A 14,732-nucleotide genomic window follows, 5' to 3' on the forward strand; every position below is an offset into this window, starting at 1 on the left:
GCTCGGACGTTCCCGGTCGGGCGTCCGGTGGTGGACTCGGCAGAACCTACCGGCAGTCCGCGGCTGCCTGTCAACAGCCCTCCGACCTGCCCGTTCCGCCTCCCCGCGCTGGTCAGGGCAGAGGACGCGCAGGTCGCGCGCCGGGGGCGTGGCGCGCTATTTCCCACGCGCCACCCCCGTAGATCACTCGCCCGGCCGTACGAAGACCGTGCGGCCACCGACCACCGTGCGCAGACATACGGGCAGGTCACGGCCCGGGGTGAGGTCGGGCAGGCCCGGGGTGCCGGAGCGCGGGTCGGTGGACCAGCGGGCGACCCGGTCGTCCGGTGCCTGGACCACCAGCTCGCCGGTGCGCCACACGGCGTAGTCGGCGGGTGCGCCCGGGACCAGGACGCCGGCGTCGTCGCGGCCCACCGCCCGCCAGCCGCCGCGCGTGTGCGCCGTGAACGCGGCGCGCACGGAGACGCGGTGCTCCGGCGTGCGGTGGAAGGCGGCCGCGCGGACCGTGCCCCAGGGGTCGAGCGGGGTGACGGGGCTGTCCGACCCGAAGGCGAGCGGGACCCCGGCGCGCAGCAGGGCGGCGAACGGATTCAGGGTCCGTGCCCGCTCCACCCCGAGGCGCTGGGCGTACATGCCCTCGTCGCCGCCCCACAGGGCGTCGAAGGCGGGCTGGACGGAGGCGGTCAGGCCCAGCTCGGCGAAGGCCGCGACGGCCTGCGGGGTGAGCATCTCGGCGTGCTCGACGCGGTGCCGGGCGGCCCGGACGCGGGCGAGGCCCAGGTGCCCGGCCGCGGCGCGCACCCCGTCGACCACGGCGTCCACGGCCGCGTCGCCGATGGCGTGGAAACCGGCCTGCAGACCCGCCTCCGTGCACGCCACGACGTGCGCGGCGACCGCGGCGGCGTCGAGGTACGCCCAGCCGGTGTGCGCGGCGTCTGCGTACGGCTGGTGCAGGCAGGCGGTGTGCGAGCCCAGGGCGCCGTCGACGAAGAGATCGCCCGCGGCGCCGATCGCCCCCAGTTCCCGGGCCTTGGCGACGTCCTGCTCGGCCCAGTAGCCGACGACGCGCGGGCCGCTCTCCCGGGCGGCGAGATCCAGCAGGCCGGTGAAGTCGTCCTCCGAGGAGATCTCGGGGCCGGCGCACTCGTGGACGGTGCCGATGCCGAGGGAGACGGCGTGCGCCAGCGCGGCCCGCTGAGCCTCGGTGCGCTGTCCCTCGGTGACGGCGCCGAACGCGGCGGCCCGCACGGCGTGGTGGGCGTCGGCCGTGAGCGGTCCGTCCTCGCGTCCCGCCGCCGGGACGAGATCGAGCAGCGCCGTGGTGACGACCGCCGAGTGCACGTCGATCCGGCTGAGGTAGAGGGGGCGGTGCCCGGTGGCCTCGTCGAGTTCGGCGCGGGTCGGGGGCCGGCCACCGGGCCAGCGGGCGGCGTCCCAGCCGTGGCCGAGCAGCACGCGGTCGTGCGGCCGGGCGGCGGCGAACTCGCGCACCAGGGCGAGGGCGGCTTCGAGGGTGGGCGCGCCCGACAGGTCGAGCCCCGTCAGGGCGAGGCCGGTGGCGGTGGTGTGCACGTGTGCGTCGGTGAAGGCGGGGGTGACCAGCGCGCCGTCGAGATCGACGACCTCGTCGACCCCGTCGGCGAAGGCGTCGGCGGCGCCCTCGGACCCCACCCAGGCGACCTGCCCGCGCTCGACCACCATCGCGGTGGCGAAGGGATCGGCGGGACTGTGGACCTCTCCACGGCGGAGCAGGACGGTCTTCGGCGGCGCGGGGGACTCACTCATGGGCAACAGTGTCACAGGGGCGCGGTGTCCCGAGTCGATCAGGGGCGCGGGAACCGCCCGGCCGCTTGCCGGTCCGCCCGGAGGAACGGCGCCCGGCGGGTCAGATCCTGGGCGGCCGGGCCTCGTACGGCGTCGACAGGACCACCGTCGTCCGCGTGGACACCCCGGCCAGGGACCGCAGCCGGGCGAGCAGCTCCTCCAGCTCGTGCGGCGTGGCGACCCGCACCTTGAGGATGTAGTTCTCGTCCCCGGCGACACTGTGGCACGCCTCGATCTCGGGTACTCCGGCCAGCCGGTCCGCGATGTCGTCCGGCGCGCTGGGGTCGAACGGCTTCACCGAGATGAACGCCGTCATCGGCAGGCCCACCGCTTCGGGGTCGACGACCGCCGCGTAGCCGCGGATGACACCCCGCTGCTCCAGCCGCCGCACCCGCTGGTGCACGGCCGAGGTGGACAGGCCGGTGGCCTTGCCCAGGTCGGTGTAGCTCATCCGCCCGTCCTTGACGAGCAGCTGCACGATCTGTCGGTCCAGCTCCTCCATGGCGCTAGAACCTACAGGGCGCTTGATCTCCTCGGATAGCCGAGGAGTCCAGGTCATGGCCGGTTGATGCCGCGCGGGAACGGGAGGGTCGCCCGTCCGGGGGACAAATGCGCCGCAGCGGACACCCGGACCGGCGATGTGACGAACGCCACATCACTCGAACAGTCTCCGTGATGTTCCCGTGATTACCACCCGGGGGCGACGGGAAGTGCTTGCTGTGGTCGAGGCCGCAGTGCCTGATACGGCCCAGCCCGAGGGGGAGAACCCAATGCAGAGTCTCAAGCGCCCTGGTCGCACCGCACCCAAGCGCCAGCAGCCCGTCGTCGAGCCCGAGCCGGAGGGTGTCGAACCCGACGCCTTCGACGACGAACTCGACGCCTACGACACGTTCGAGATGTTCCGGGTGGTCTGCCCGGACTGCGCGCAGCCCATCGCGCTGCTGGCGGACGAGGAAGTCCTGCCGGAGCACGCGCTGTGCGCCTCGCCGTGGAACCCGTTCGGGCTCACGGTCTGTGCCGGCACCGGCCGCAGGGCCTCCGACGCCCGCCCTGCCGACGAGTCGGTGGAGCCCCAGGAGCAGGACACCGCCCTGCTCCTGACGCTTCCTCAGGGACTGGACTGGCGGACGCAGCCCTTCTCGCACGTCGGCGGCCCGGGCTCGCGCCCGATCAGGGTCCCCGTCATGCGCCGCGCGGCCTGAGCGCGGGTCTTCCCGCCCGCGCGCACCCGTCGCCCGACTCCCCCGCACCACGGTCCCCGCGGGACCGCCGTGGTGCGGGGCCGGTGCGGCCGGATCGCGCATGGGGGACGGCAGCCCGGACGTCGCTGAACGCACGGCCGATTCCGTGCCCCGGTGACCTGTCCGGCCTTCGCCGCGTTGTCCTGGTATGACCCCCATCTCCTCAGCGACCGGGCGTCAGCGCCTCCTGTACGTGCCGCCGCCCGCAGAATCGCTTCGGCCCGTTCCGCCCCGCTACCAGGACCCGCCGATCTTCCGTGATCTGATGCGGACCTGGGCCGAGGGCGGTCGCACCCTGCCGGGCCGGCACGACCCGGAGTGGATGCGGCTGGCGGCCCCGTGGCGGGGACTCGACCAGTTCAGCGCCCCTCTGGACCCACGAGATGGCGGGCGATGACCATCCGCTGGATCTGGTTGGTGCCCTCGACGATCTGCAGCACCTTGGCCTCGCGCATGTAGCGCTCGGCCGGGAAGTCGGCGGTGTATCCGTAGCCGCCGAGGACCTGCACGGCGTCGGTGGTGACGCGCATCGCCGTGTCGGTGCAGAACAGCTTGGCCATGGCCGCCTGCCGGGCGAACGGCCGGCCCGCGTCCCGCAGCCGTGCCGCCGCGAGGTACAGCGCGCGGCCCGCCTCGATCTGCGTCGCCATGTCGGCGAGCATGAAGCGCAGGCCCTGGAAGTCGGCGATCGGCTTGCCGAACTGGCGCCGCTCGACCGCGTACGCCGTCGCCTCGTCGAGCGCCGCCTGCGCCACGCCGATCGCGCACGCGGAGATCCCGAGCCGTCCCGAGTCGAGGGACGACAGGGCGATGGCGAAGCCGTGCCCCTCCTCGCCGATGCGCCGGTCGTCGGAGACCCGGACACCGTCGAAGTGCACCTGGGCGGTGGGCGAGCCCTTCATGCCCATCTTCTTCTCGGGCGGCGCCGCGCTCACGCCCTCCGCGTCGCCCGGCACCAGGAAGGCCGTGATCCCGCGCGGGCCCTCCCCGCCGGTGCGGGCCATGACCGTGTAGAAGTCGGCGACACCGCCGTGGGTGATCCAGGCCTTGGTGCCGGTGACGACCCAGTCGTCGCCGTCGCGCACGGCCTTGGTGCGCAGGGCCGCCGCGTCCGATCCGGAGTGCGGCTCGGACAGGCAGTAGGCGCCGAGCAGGCCGCCGCCGAGCATCGCCGGCAGGTGCTCGACCTGCTGCTCCTTGGTGCCGTGGGCGGCGAGGGCGTAACAGGCCAGGGAGTGCACGCTGACGCCGAGGCCGACGGTGAGGCGGGCCGCGGCCAGCTCCTCCAGGACCTGGAGGTACACCTCGTAGGGCTGGTCGCCGCCGCCGTACTCCGAGTCGTACGGCAGGCCGAGCAGGCCGGAGCGGGAGAGCAGGGTGAACAGCTCGCGCGGGAAGCGGCCGGCGTCCTCCTCCTCGGCCGCCTTCGGGACGATCTCCTGCGCCGCGATGTCGCGGACGAGTGAGATGAGGTCCCGGGCCTCCTCCGTGGGCAGTTGCCGGTCCACCGGCTGCGGGGCGCGGTCGGGCATGGCGACGCTCTCCTCCCTGTCGGGCACTGGCGGACGGGCCCAAGGGTGGGGGCGGCGCCGCCGGGTCGATCTGGTGCCTGGCCGATGCTTGCAGTCCCGGGTCGCGGACGCTGCTGACCAGCGGCTGTGCGCTGTGAGTATGCCCGATCGGAGGCATCCCGTCACCAGTTAACGACCGCTTACTTCAGGAAAGGGCCGGGCATCGACCGAGCGGCGAAATTGGTCCGCACCATTGACCCAACTGGTCTAGTCCTCCTACTGTTTCGCTCCACCGACTCACCGCGTTCATGCCAATGAGCGCGTGTTCCTCTCCCCCACGAGGAGACACGGATGCACACCCCCCACCCCTCCCGATTCCGGGCGATGGTGTCCGCGGCCTGTTGCGCCGTCCTGGGCGCCGGTCTGCTCGCCGGCGCGGGCACCTCCGCCACCGCGGCGACCTCGGCTCAGGAGGCCGCCGCCGGCTCGAAGGCCGCTCCCCGGGCCGAGGCCGCCGGCTCGAAGGTCCTCGGGTACTTCACCGAATGGGGCACCTACGACCGCAAGTACTACGTCAAGAACATCGAGACGTCCGGCTCGGGCGCCAAGCTGACCCACATCAACTACGCGTTCGGCAACGTCACCGGCGGCAAGTGCGCCATGGGCGACGCCTACGCCGCCACCGACCGGGCCTACACCGCCGCCGAGTCCGTCGACGGCAAGGCCGACACCTGGGACCAGCCGCTGCGCGGCAACTTCAACCAGCTGCGCAAGCTGAAGCAGAAGCACCCGAACCTCAAGGTGCTGTGGTCCTTCGGCGGCTGGACCTGGTCGGCCGGATTCGGCGAGGCCGCGAAGAACCCGGCCGCCTTCGCCCAGTCCTGCTACGACCTGGTCGAGAACTCCAAGTGGGCCGACGTCTTCGACGGCATCGACATCGACTGGGAGTACCCCAACGCCTGCGGCGCCACCTGCGACACCAGCGGCAAGGCGGCCTTCAAGAACGTGATGCAGGCACTGCGCGCCAAGTTCGGCTCGAAGAACCTGGTCACCGCGGCGATCACCGCCGACGCCACTCCGGGCGGCAAGATCGACGCCGCCGACTACGCGGGCGCCGCCCAGTACGTCGACTGGTACAACCCGATGACCTACGACTTCTTCGGCGCCTGGGACGCCGCCGGACCGACGGCACCGCACTCCCCGCTGACCTCGTACGCCGGCATTCCCAAGGCGGACAACCACAGCTCGGCGACCATCGCCAAGCTGAAGGGCCTCGGCATCCCCGCCTCCAAGCTGCTGCTCGGCATCGGCTTCTACGGCCGCGGCTGGACCGGCGTCACCCAGGCCGCACCCGGCGGCACCGCCACGGGCCCGGCGGCCGGCACCTACGAGCCGGGCATCGAGGACTACAAGGTGCTCAAGACCAAGTGCCCGGCGACGGGGACGGTGGCCGGCACCGCGTACGCCAAGTGCGGCAGCGACTGGTGGAGTTACGACACCCCGGCGACCATCGCGACCAAGATGAACTACAAGAACCAGCAGGGTCTCGGCGGGACCTTCTTCTGGGAGCTGAGCGGCGACACCGCCGGCGGTGAGCTGATCAAGGCCATCAAGTAGGGCCGCAGTGAGGGGCGGAGGGGCCGTGGCGGCCCCTCCGCCCCTCACTCATGCCCCGCGGCGGGACGGCTGCGGGGCGGGGTGGGCGCGGTCCAGCTCCTCGATCGCGCGCAGGGCGCCGCCGAGCGTCTTCACCAGCAGCTCGCACATGGTCGCGCGGGCCAGGTCCGGGCGGTCGATCCACTCCAGGGTGGCGCCCTCGACGCCGCACACCCAGGCCAGCAGCCCCATGCGGGCCAACGGGCTGATGTCGGTGCGGCCGTAGGCACCCTCTGCGATCGTTGTCACGACGGACTCGCGCACCCCGTCGCGCAGGGCGTGCACCTCGGCGTCGAAGCCGACACCGCCGCTGACGATCGTGCGGTACGCGGCCTGATTGTGCTCGGCGTAGTGCAAGTAGCCGTCGATCGTGCGCTGGACCCGGTCGACCGGGGGCAGTTGGAGGCCGCCGGCCGCCAGCCTGAGCAGCTCGGTGACGGAGTCCTGGATGATGGCCAGGTAGTACCCGCGCTTGGACTGGAAGTAGTAGTAGATCAGCCCCTTGGCGACGTGCGCCTGCCGGGCGATGTCGTCCATCGACAGGGCGTCGTAGGACGTGTCGGCGAACAACCTCCGCCCGATGGCGATGAGTTCGGCACGACGTGCCGTCGAGCGCTCCGTCCCGCGGGCTCTGGGGCGGGAGGCGGGCTGTGGGCTGATGTTCACTTGCGACCCTGGTCTCACGGGCGGGGGCGGGACCTCCGCAGTATGGCAGGCCCCACACCCCGTCCGTGGGTCAGGTCACAGCAGTCCGAGCTGGGTCACGAGCATCGCGACGACCACGACCAGGGCCCAGCCCATGGCGTGCTCGACGATCTTCGGTCCGTCCTCCCGCGGGCCGCCGGTGCGGGCACGCGGGGCGGAGGCGGAGGCGGTGGCGGAGTGCGCGGTCATGGTGTCTCGCTGGTTCGGTGGTGCGGTCGGACTTCCCCCCGAGGCTGTGTCCACCTTGCCACCTCGGGCGGCTTTTGCGGCCGAGAGCTTGGTCACACGCGCACACCCACGGCGTTCAGCGCCTCGCTCTGGGCCGCGGTCGGGCGCGCCGGGAAGTACAGGTAGCAGACGCCGCCGCTGCCGGAGGCGACCTTGCCGGAGGCGTTGTACCGCTTGGTCCGCAGCCAGATGTTCTCGAACTCGCGCCGCCGGTAGACGCGCCGCACGGCCTCGTTGCTCTCCGACGCGGGGTCGTTGGCGATCACGTCGCCGTCCGCGGTGAAGCCGATGACCGTCATCAGGTGCCCCGCGGTGCCGTACCCGGCGCCGGTCAGCTCCTCCTTCAGGAAGGACTGGGACGTTATGGCCGGCACACCGGCCGCGATCAGCGTCTCCAGGTCGGTCAGCGAACCCAGCCGGGTGACCACGCCCCGGAGGTCCTCGAAAGTGGCCGCGTACGCCACGTTGAAGGGCCAGTTGCCGCAGCCGGCGTACTGGTGGTCGTAGGTGTGCCGGGCCGCGTGGCAGACCTGTGGATCCGCGAACGACGGGTCGACCCACGCCAGTTGGGCGGGGGTGAGCCGGCCGCCCCAGTACTCGATGATCATCTGCGAGGAGGTGGGGCTGCACCAGGCCTCGCCGCCGTTGTCGTACTCGGGGTACTGGCCCTTGTGGATCTCCTGGGAGTACCTCGGGACGACGAGTTCCTTCGCGAGGCCGGGCGTGGAAGCCGGGACGGTGAACCGGTCGGGCACGTCGGAGCCCATGGCGCCGAGCCGCCACACGGTGGGCGTGGCCTTCCCTCCCGGCTTGCGGTACAGCGTCAGGCGCAGCCGGTAGGCGGCCAGGCGCAGGCCCGCCGACGGGTCGTCGATCGCCAGGGTGTCGGTCCAGACGGTGCTGCGGCCGTCGCTCTGGCCGTCGACCGAGGTGCGCCGGATGTCACGGTCGCCGGCGGCCCAGCGGCCCATCACGTACCAGGGAGTGCTCGTGCCGTCGGTGTAGGTGCCCTTGATGTCGGCCTGGATCCAGGTGCCGGCCGGGGTGCGCGCGTTCCAGGAGACGATCGCCTCGGTCGCGGGGACGGTGAGCCGGTGCGTGGGCGAGGTCCAGGTGCCGTACTCCCAGCGGGCGGTGATGCCGGTGTGCGGGTCGGTGTAGGAACGGGTTCCCGCCGGCTTGGCGATCTCCAGGCCGGGGCGGGTGCCCGCGACGGCCCGGGTGCCCTTGGCGGTGCCGCCGCTCCAGTCCTGGTGCGAGAACCAGGCCCGGTTGTCGACGGCGCCGGGGAGCGCCCGGGCGGGATCTGCGGTGTCGGGGGTCATGCCGTTCTCGGGGTCGGCGGACGCCGGGCGCGTACTCGCCGCGACGGCGGCGGCGACCGCGGCGGCCAGGACGGTTCTGCGGGACGGCTGTTCGGCTCTGCTCATGGCGGGGACCCCCGGATGTCGGAGTCGGGCAGGAGAGGGCAGGTCCGTTGCACGGTCGGGAACACACGTGTGTGGGCCACATATGAGCACAGCACGCCGGGCACTGCCAGCACTTCGACGCGCGCCGCGCCCACCAATATTGGCGTCGACCAGTGGCACCCGCGCCGGACCCCGTCGCTAGAGTGCTGCGCGAGATGAACGCCCCCTTCCGCCCCGCGCCCGGGCCTGCCGTCCGCGACCTCGCCGCCCGGATCGGCCGCCTGCCCCCCTCCTGCGGCCCGGTCCGCCTGGTCGGCGTCGACGGGCACGCCGGCTCCGGGAAGACCACGTTCGCCGGGCACTTGGCGGCGGCCCTCGGTGGGGCCCCGGTCCTGCGCCTGGACGACATCGCGAGCCACGAGGAGCTGTTCGCCTGGACGGGGCGGCTGCGCCGGCAGGTGATCGAACCGCTCGCACACGGCCGGAGCGCCCACTACACCCCCTACGACTGGCGGGCCCGCCGCTTCGGGCCCGCGCGGGCCCTGCCGCCGGCGCCGGTGGTGATCCTGGAGGGCGTCGGTGCGGGACGCCGTGCCCTGCGGCCTCGTCTGGCGCTCCTGTTGTGGATGGACGTGCCGTGCGAGGTGGCCTGGGCGCGGGGGCGCTCGCGGGACGGGGAGGAGCAGCGGGCGTTCTGGGACGGGTGGGTCCCGGCGGAGGAGGCGCATTTCGCGCAGGACCCCTCGCGGCCCTTCGCCGACCTGCTGGTGCGGGGGCGGGAGACGGGATACGAGGTGCTGGAGGGGCTGGCCGCACGATCTGGACCGGACCGGTTTTTCACAGAGGGTGACGGACCGCCCGCAGTGTGCTGAAGTTGTGAAGACCCTTGCGGTTCGACTTCCCGGAGTGTCTCAACTCGGCTTGACCGGGGGGCCGTACAGGTCTTACGTTCTCAATGTGCGGCCCAGTGGGCCGCCCGTGGACGCGAAGCCCCCGGTTGTTCCCCCGTGACCGGGGGCTTCGTTCTGTCCTTTTCCGGTTTCCCGGCCCGCGCGGCACACGGAACGCTCACTCTGGGTCACCGTCCGCGCGATCGGTGCAAGCGCCTCCCACCTCCTCGGACAGCCCCTCAGGCCCTCTACGGACGCGCGTCACCCGAAGGTACGATGCCCTCGTTGCGACCTGCGGACGGTTGCTTCGCACGGCGCAACTCCGGTCCGTAGCACAGCGGTTCGAGTGGAGCAGCCGGCCGGGGGACGGCTCGTTGGCATACCGACGGGGGCACGGTTCGTGGGGGACGGGATGGACTTCGGCACGCGGGGCCCTCAGGCTCCGGCCGACCTCGCCTGGCTGCGAGGCGTGGACGCCTGCACGATGGGTGCCTATCCGCAGGCGGAGGAGGAGTTCCGCGCCGCCGTGCGCATGGATCCGGGGATGGCCGACGGCTGGCTGGGACTGCACGCGCTGCGCGTCGACACCTCGACGGCCCTGCTGCGGATGTTCCGCCACCGCGAGCGCTTCGGGGAGCAGCGCGCCCGCTACCGGCGCGCTCTCAACTCCTGGTACTGGCTGGGCTGGTGGGTGCAGCCCGTGCTGGAGAGCCCGCGCGACCTGCTGCTCGCGCACGCCTCGCACTGGCTGGACGGCCGGCACGTCCCCGAGCTGGACCGGGCGCTGGCGGGACTGCCGCCCGTGGACGCCGACCACCAGGTCCGCTTCCTGCACGCCTGCCGCGCCTATCTGGTGAAGGACTGGGAGCAGCTGGTCCGCCACACCGACCCGCTCCTGGACGATCCGATGCTCGGCATCGAGGCCGGTCTGTTCGGCGGCATGGCGCGGGTGAGGCTGGAGATGTACGGCCAGGCCGAACCGCTGCTGTCGGCCGCGCTGATGCGCTGCCGCAGCGAGCAGCCCCAGCGCAAGGAGCTGCGCTACTGGCTGGCCCGGGCGCACGAGGGCACCGGACGCAGCGCCGCCGCACTCCCCCTGTACCGGGCCGTGCACCGTGTGGACGCGGCGTTCATGGACACCTCGGCCCGGCTCGCCGCGATCGCCGAGGGCGACGGCTTCGACGAGTCCGCCGACCTCGCGGCGATCACCCTCACCGGCACCGGCCAGGACAGCGTGGACGGGCCGGACGGGTTCGACGCGTTCTTCGGCACGGAGGGGCGTGACCTGCGGCTGCCCGACCTCGACCCGCCGCTGTCCGTTCCCCTGTCGCCGGTGACCGGGCCGTCGGTCCGCGAGCGGACCGGCCCGGCTCCGTCCCTGCCCACCGGCCCCACCGATCCCGCGCTGCTGGAGGAGGCTCTCGCGCAGTTGGAGGGCATGGTGGGTCTCGAGCCGGTCAAGCGCCAGGTCAAGGCGTTGTCGGCGCAGCTGAACATGGCCCGGCTGCGGGCCGGGCAGGGCCTTCCGGTGCAGCCGCCGAAACGCCACTTCGTCTTCTCCGGCCCCTCCGGTACCGGCAAGACCACCGTCGCCCGCATTCTGGGCCGGGTGTTCTACGCCCTCGGGCTGCTCGGCGGCGACCACCTCGTGGAGGCGCAGCGGGCGGATCTCGTCGGCGAGTACCTCGGGCAGACGGCCGTGAAGGCCAACGAGCTGATCGACTCCGCCCTCGGCGGCGTGCTCTTCGTCGACGAGGCGTACGCGCTGTCCAACTCGGGTTACGGCAAGGGCGACGCGTACGGCGACGAGGCGTTGCAGGTGCTGCTGAAGCGGGCTGAGGACAACCGGGACCACCTCGTGGTGATCCTGGCGGGTTACCCGGAGGGCATGGACCGCCTGCTCGCCGCGAACCCGGGGCTGTCCTCCCGGTTCACCACCCGCGTCGACTTCCCGTCCTACCGGCCGCTGGAACTCACCGAGATCGGCAAGGTGCTCGCGGCGGAGAACGGGGACGTGTGGGACGAGGAGGCCCTCGACGAGCTGCGCTCCATCGCCGGGCACGTGGTGGACCAGGGGTGGATCGACGAGCTGGGCAACGGCCGGTTCCTGCGGACGCTGTACGAGAAGAGCTGCGCGTACCGGGACCTGCGGCTGTCGGTGTATCCCGGCGCCCTGGGCCGGGAGGACCTGGCGACCCTGCGGCTGCCGGACCTGATGCAGGCGTACGGGGAGGTGCTGTCCGGGCGGGGGCCGCAGGATCCGCCCGGGCTGTGACGGCCCGGCCGCGTCGAGGCGGACGGCCCCGGCGCCGGACGGGGCGCGCGTCCTGAAGCCTGTCCGTTCATGCGCGTCGTCGCCCGAAGGGCGGCCGCGCGGCGTCGGGTGCCCGCTCTCGGCGGGCCGGCCCCGGATCCTCGTACGGGACGTACGTCGGTCCGGGGCCGGTGCGGCGGGAGTGCGTGCACGGCGTCGCGCGGCGAACGGCGATCGTGGGACAGCCCTCGGGCCTGTCTGACAGTTCCCGCCGTCGCCCGGAGGGCGGCCTCGCGGCGTCAGGTGCGTGCTCTCGGCGTGCCGGGCGTGGAGCGTCGTACGGGATGTACTCGGCTCTGCGCCCGGTGCGGCGAGAGTGCGTGCACGGCGCCGCGAGGCAGGAGGGAATGGTCAGACAGGCCCTAGGTGGCCAGGACCTCCTCGCCCGACCTGGGCTCGGTCAGCCGGACCTCGCGCACCTGGCGGTGGGCGGGGTCGCGCACCTCCCCCACGAGCAGTTCCAGCACGTCCTCCAGGGCGACCAGGCCCAGGACCCGGCCCGACTTGTCGGTCACCTGGGCCAGGTGGGTCGCCGCCCGGCGCATCACCGTCAGGGCGTCGTCCAGCGGCAGTTCCGGCCGCAGGGTCGTCATGGGCCGCCACAGCTGCTGCGGCACGGCCCGGTCGGAGTCCTCCAGGTCGAGGACGTCCTTGACGTGCAGGTAGCCCATGAAGGCACCGCTGTCCGCGGCGACCGGGAACCGGGAGTAGCCGGTGCGGGCCGTGAGCTCGACGATGCGGCCGGGCGTCACCGACGGGCTGACCGTCACCAGGGACTCACGCCGGAGCAGGACGTCCGTCACCGGGCGGGTGCCCAGTTCCAGGGCGTCCTCCAGGCGCTCGGCCTCCTCCGGGTCGAGCAGGCCGGCCTGGCCGGCGTCCTCCACCAGCCGGTTGAGCTGCTCGCTGGTGAAGACGGCCTCGACCTCGTCCCTGGGTTCGACGCGGAAGAGCCGCAGGATGCCCTGCGAGCAGGCGCCGAGGGCGAAGGTGACGGGCCTGCAGAAGCGGGCGAACCACACCAGGCCGGGGCTGAGCCACAGTGCGGCCTTCTCGGGGGCCGCCATGGCCAGGTTCTTCGGGACCATCTCGCCGATGACGAGGTGGAAGAAGACGACCGTCGCCAGGGCGATGACGTACCCGAGCGGGTGGATCATCGCGTGCGGCAGGTGGATCCACGCGAAGACCGGCTCCAGCAGGTGCGCCACCGTCGGTTCGGCGACCGCGCCCAGGGTGAGGGAGCAGATCGTGATGCCGAACTGGGCCGCCGCCATCATCTGCGGCAGCCGCTCCAGGCCGTGCAGGACCTGCCGGGAGCGGGCGGTGCCGAGCGGTTCGATCTGGCTGCGCCGCACGGAGACGAGCGCGAACTCGGCGCCGACGAAGAAGCCGTTGGCGAGCACGAGGAGGCCGGCGAAGGCCAGTTGGAACACGCTCATCGGACGGCCTCCGCCACGACGACGGGAGCGGTTCGCACCAGTCGCACCCGCTCGGCGCGGTAGTGGCCGACCTGGCGCACCGACAGCCGCCAGCCCGGCAGCTCCGCCCTGTCGCCGACGGCCGGGATCCGGCCCAGCAGGTCGGCGACCAGGCCCGCGACCGTCTCGTAGGGGCCCTCGGGCACGTCGAGGCCGATGCGCCGCAGGACGTCGACCCGGCAGCTGCCGTCGGCGTCCCAGGCGGGCCTGCCGTCCTCGGGGGGCGCGGAGGCCAGTTCCGGCAGGTCGTGCCCGTCGTGCTCGTCGCGGACCTCACCGACGATCTCCTCGACGATGTCCTCCAGCGTGACGACGCCGGCGGTGCCGCCGTACTCGTCGACGACGACCGCGATGGGCTGCTCGCTGCGCAGCCGCGTCAGCAGCGGCCGGACCGGCAGCGTCTCGGGGACGAGCAGCGCCGGCCGGGCGATGCGTCCGACGGGGGTGCGCAGGCGGTCCTGGACGCCGACGGCCAGGGCGTCCTTGAGGTGGACCATGCCGACGACCTCGTCGATGCGTTCGCGGTAGACGGGGAAACGGGACAGGCCGGTGGCGCGGGTCAGGTTGACCACGTCCTCGGCGGTGGCCGAGGACTGCAGGGCGCTCACCTTCACCCGCGGTGTCATCACGTGCTGTGCGGTCAGCTCGCCCAGGGACAGGGTCCGCACGAACAGGTCGGCGGTGTCCTGCTCCAGGGCACCGGCCCGCGCCGAGTGGCGGGCGAGGGAGACGAGCTCGCCGGGGGTGCGGGCGGAGGCCAGCTCCTCGGCGGGCTCGACGCCCATGGCCCGCACCAGCCGGTTCGCCACGGCGTTGAGCGCGGCGATGACGGGCCGGAAGAGGCGGGCGAAGACGGCTTGCGGTCCCGCGACGAAACGCGCGACCTGCAGCGGCCGGGACACCGCCCAGTTCTTGGGCAGCAGCTCGCCGATCACCATCTGCACGGCGGAGGCCAGCAGCATGCCGACGACGACCGTGACCCCGGAGACGGCTCCCTCGGGGATGCCGATCGAGGTGAACGGCCCGTGCAGCAGCTCGGCCAGCGCCGGCTCGGCGAGCATGCCGACGACGAGGGAGGTGATGGTGATGCCGAGCTGGGTGCCGGACAGCTGGAAGGACAGTTCCTTGAGTGATTCGACGACGCGGTGGGCGCGCCGGTCGCCTTCGGCGGCGGCCTTCTCGGCCTCGGGCCGTTCGACCGTGACGAGCCCGAACTCGGCCGCCACGAAGAATCCGTTGGCGAGAATCAGCAGGAACGCGGCTGCCAGGAGCAGCAGGGGGGTGGTCATGATGCCGCCGCCCGGGCACGGTCGCGGACGCGGTCCGCGCTATGTCGGCAGGGGGCGGCGCAGGTACTGCAGGACGATCCGTCCATCGCCGGAGGGAGTCACTCCTCGGTTAGCAGGAGCCCTCTGCGCACCGGTCGGGGCAGCAGGGGCGAAGGCGCGTCCGTCGCGCCTCCGCCACCAGATTAAT

General features: G+C 72.8%; 12 protein-coding genes. 4 read left to right on the forward strand and 8 right to left on the reverse strand.

The window, feature by feature from the left end; all coding sequences use genetic code 11:
* Positions 1 to 183: 183 nt before the first annotated feature.
* Together Q5694_RS31640 and Q5694_RS31645 are read right to left on the reverse strand one after the other, a co-directional pair.
* On the reverse strand, positions 184 to 1,785 hold the full coding sequence (locus Q5694_RS31640) for an amidohydrolase (protein ID WP_333936951.1): 1,602 nt from the start codon (positions 1,783 to 1,785) through the stop codon (positions 184 to 186).
* 100 nt (positions 1,786 to 1,885) lie between these two features.
* Positions 1,886 to 2,326, reverse strand: a complete 441-nt coding sequence (locus Q5694_RS31645) for an Lrp/AsnC family transcriptional regulator (RefSeq protein WP_004002750.1) — start codon at positions 2,324 to 2,326, stop codon at positions 1,886 to 1,888.
* Between the two features lie 268 nt (positions 2,327 to 2,594).
* Here Q5694_RS31645 and Q5694_RS31650 point away from each other — a divergent pair, with 268 nt between their 5' ends.
* On the forward strand, positions 2,595 to 3,026 hold the full coding sequence (locus Q5694_RS31650) for a hypothetical protein (RefSeq protein ID WP_333936952.1): 432 nt from the start codon (positions 2,595 to 2,597) through the stop codon (positions 3,024 to 3,026).
* 398 nt (positions 3,027 to 3,424) lie between these two features.
* Here the strand turns inward: Q5694_RS31650 and Q5694_RS31655 are convergent, their stop codons facing one another.
* Positions 3,425 to 4,597: an acyl-CoA dehydrogenase family protein gene (locus Q5694_RS31655; protein ID WP_333936953.1), complete on the reverse strand. Its 1,173-nt coding sequence runs from the start codon at positions 4,595 to 4,597 to the stop codon at positions 3,425 to 3,427.
* A gap of 330 nt (positions 4,598 to 4,927) precedes the next feature.
* On the opposite strand from Q5694_RS31655, the gene Q5694_RS31660 reads away from it, so the two are divergent.
* On the forward strand, positions 4,928 to 6,193 hold the full coding sequence (locus Q5694_RS31660; protein WP_333936954.1) for a glycoside hydrolase family 18 protein: 1,266 nt from the start codon (positions 4,928 to 4,930) through the stop codon (positions 6,191 to 6,193).
* Between the two features lie 48 nt (positions 6,194 to 6,241).
* Here Q5694_RS31660 and Q5694_RS31665 read toward each other — a convergent pair whose 3' ends face one another.
* From Q5694_RS31665 to Q5694_RS31675, 3 genes are all read right to left on the reverse strand, one after another.
* On the reverse strand, positions 6,242 to 6,898 hold the full coding sequence (locus Q5694_RS31665) for a TetR/AcrR family transcriptional regulator (RefSeq protein WP_333936955.1): 657 nt from the start codon (positions 6,896 to 6,898) through the stop codon (positions 6,242 to 6,244).
* Between the two features lie 75 nt (positions 6,899 to 6,973).
* Positions 6,974 to 7,126 (reverse strand): SCO1431 family membrane protein, encoded by a 153-nt coding sequence (locus tag Q5694_RS31670; RefSeq protein ID WP_333936956.1) that lies wholly within the window; start codon positions 7,124 to 7,126, stop codon positions 6,974 to 6,976.
* 92 nt (positions 7,127 to 7,218) lie between these two features.
* The gene (locus Q5694_RS31675; protein WP_333936957.1) at positions 7,219 to 8,595 is read right to left on the reverse strand and encodes a peptidase C39 family protein; all 1,377 of its coding nucleotides are present in this window, start codon (positions 8,593 to 8,595) and stop codon (positions 7,219 to 7,221) included.
* A gap of 194 nt (positions 8,596 to 8,789) precedes the next feature.
* Between Q5694_RS31675 and Q5694_RS31680 the strand changes: the two genes are divergently transcribed.
* Positions 8,790 to 9,446, forward strand: coding sequence for a uridine kinase family protein (locus tag Q5694_RS31680; RefSeq protein WP_333936958.1), 657 nt, complete (start codon positions 8,790 to 8,792; stop codon positions 9,444 to 9,446).
* 430 nt (positions 9,447 to 9,876) lie between these two features.
* On the forward strand, positions 9,877 to 11,739 hold the full coding sequence (locus tag Q5694_RS31685; RefSeq protein ID WP_333936959.1) for an AAA family ATPase: 1,863 nt from the start codon (positions 9,877 to 9,879) through the stop codon (positions 11,737 to 11,739).
* Between the two features lie 401 nt (positions 11,740 to 12,140).
* On the opposite strand, the gene Q5694_RS31690 is transcribed toward Q5694_RS31685, so the two are convergent.
* Entirely contained in the window at positions 12,141 to 13,217 is a 1,077-nt protein-coding gene (locus Q5694_RS31690) for a hemolysin family protein (RefSeq protein ID WP_333936960.1), read from the reverse strand.
* Positions 13,214 to 14,545 (reverse strand): hemolysin family protein, encoded by a 1,332-nt coding sequence (locus tag Q5694_RS31695; protein WP_333936961.1) that lies wholly within the window; start codon positions 14,543 to 14,545, stop codon positions 13,214 to 13,216. The genes Q5694_RS31690 and Q5694_RS31695 overlap by 4 nt, the downstream gene beginning before the upstream one ends.
* Positions 14,546 to 14,732: the final 187 nt, after the last annotated feature.

The organism is Streptomyces sp. AHA2, assembly GCF_036857595.1.
Classification (GTDB): domain Bacteria; phylum Actinomycetota; class Actinomycetes; order Streptomycetales; family Streptomycetaceae; genus Streptomyces.

Bases quoted from the DNA above. Each gene is read 5' to 3' on its own strand.
- Q5694_RS31640 (WP_333936951.1), bottom strand. From the start codon at position 1,785: ATGAGTGAGTCCCCCGCGCCGCCGAAGACCGTCCTGCTCCGCCGTGGA.
- Q5694_RS31645 (WP_004002750.1), bottom strand. From the start codon at position 2,326: ATGGAGGAGCTGGACCGACAGATCGTGCAGCTGCTCGTCAAGGACGGG.
- Q5694_RS31650 (WP_333936952.1), top strand. From the start codon at position 2,595: ATGCAGAGTCTCAAGCGCCCTGGTCGCACCGCACCCAAGCGCCAGCAG.
- Q5694_RS31655 (WP_333936953.1), bottom strand. From the start codon at position 4,597: ATGCCCGACCGCGCCCCGCAGCCGGTGGACCGGCAACTGCCCACGGAG.
- Q5694_RS31660 (WP_333936954.1), top strand. From the start codon at position 4,928: ATGCACACCCCCCACCCCTCCCGATTCCGGGCGATGGTGTCCGCGGCC.
- Q5694_RS31670 (WP_333936956.1), bottom strand. From the start codon at position 7,126: ATGACCGCGCACTCCGCCACCGCCTCCGCCTCCGCCCCGCGTGCCCGC.
- Q5694_RS31675 (WP_333936957.1), bottom strand. From the start codon at position 8,595: ATGAGCAGAGCCGAACAGCCGTCCCGCAGAACCGTCCTGGCCGCCGCG.
- Q5694_RS31680 (WP_333936958.1), top strand. From the start codon at position 8,790: ATGAACGCCCCCTTCCGCCCCGCGCCCGGGCCTGCCGTCCGCGACCTC.
- Q5694_RS31685 (WP_333936959.1), top strand. From the start codon at position 9,877: ATGGACTTCGGCACGCGGGGCCCTCAGGCTCCGGCCGACCTCGCCTGG.
- Q5694_RS31690 (WP_333936960.1), bottom strand. From the start codon at position 13,217: ATGAGCGTGTTCCAACTGGCCTTCGCCGGCCTCCTCGTGCTCGCCAAC.
- Q5694_RS31695 (WP_333936961.1), bottom strand. From the start codon at position 14,545: ATGACCACCCCCCTGCTGCTCCTGGCAGCCGCGTTCCTGCTGATTCTC.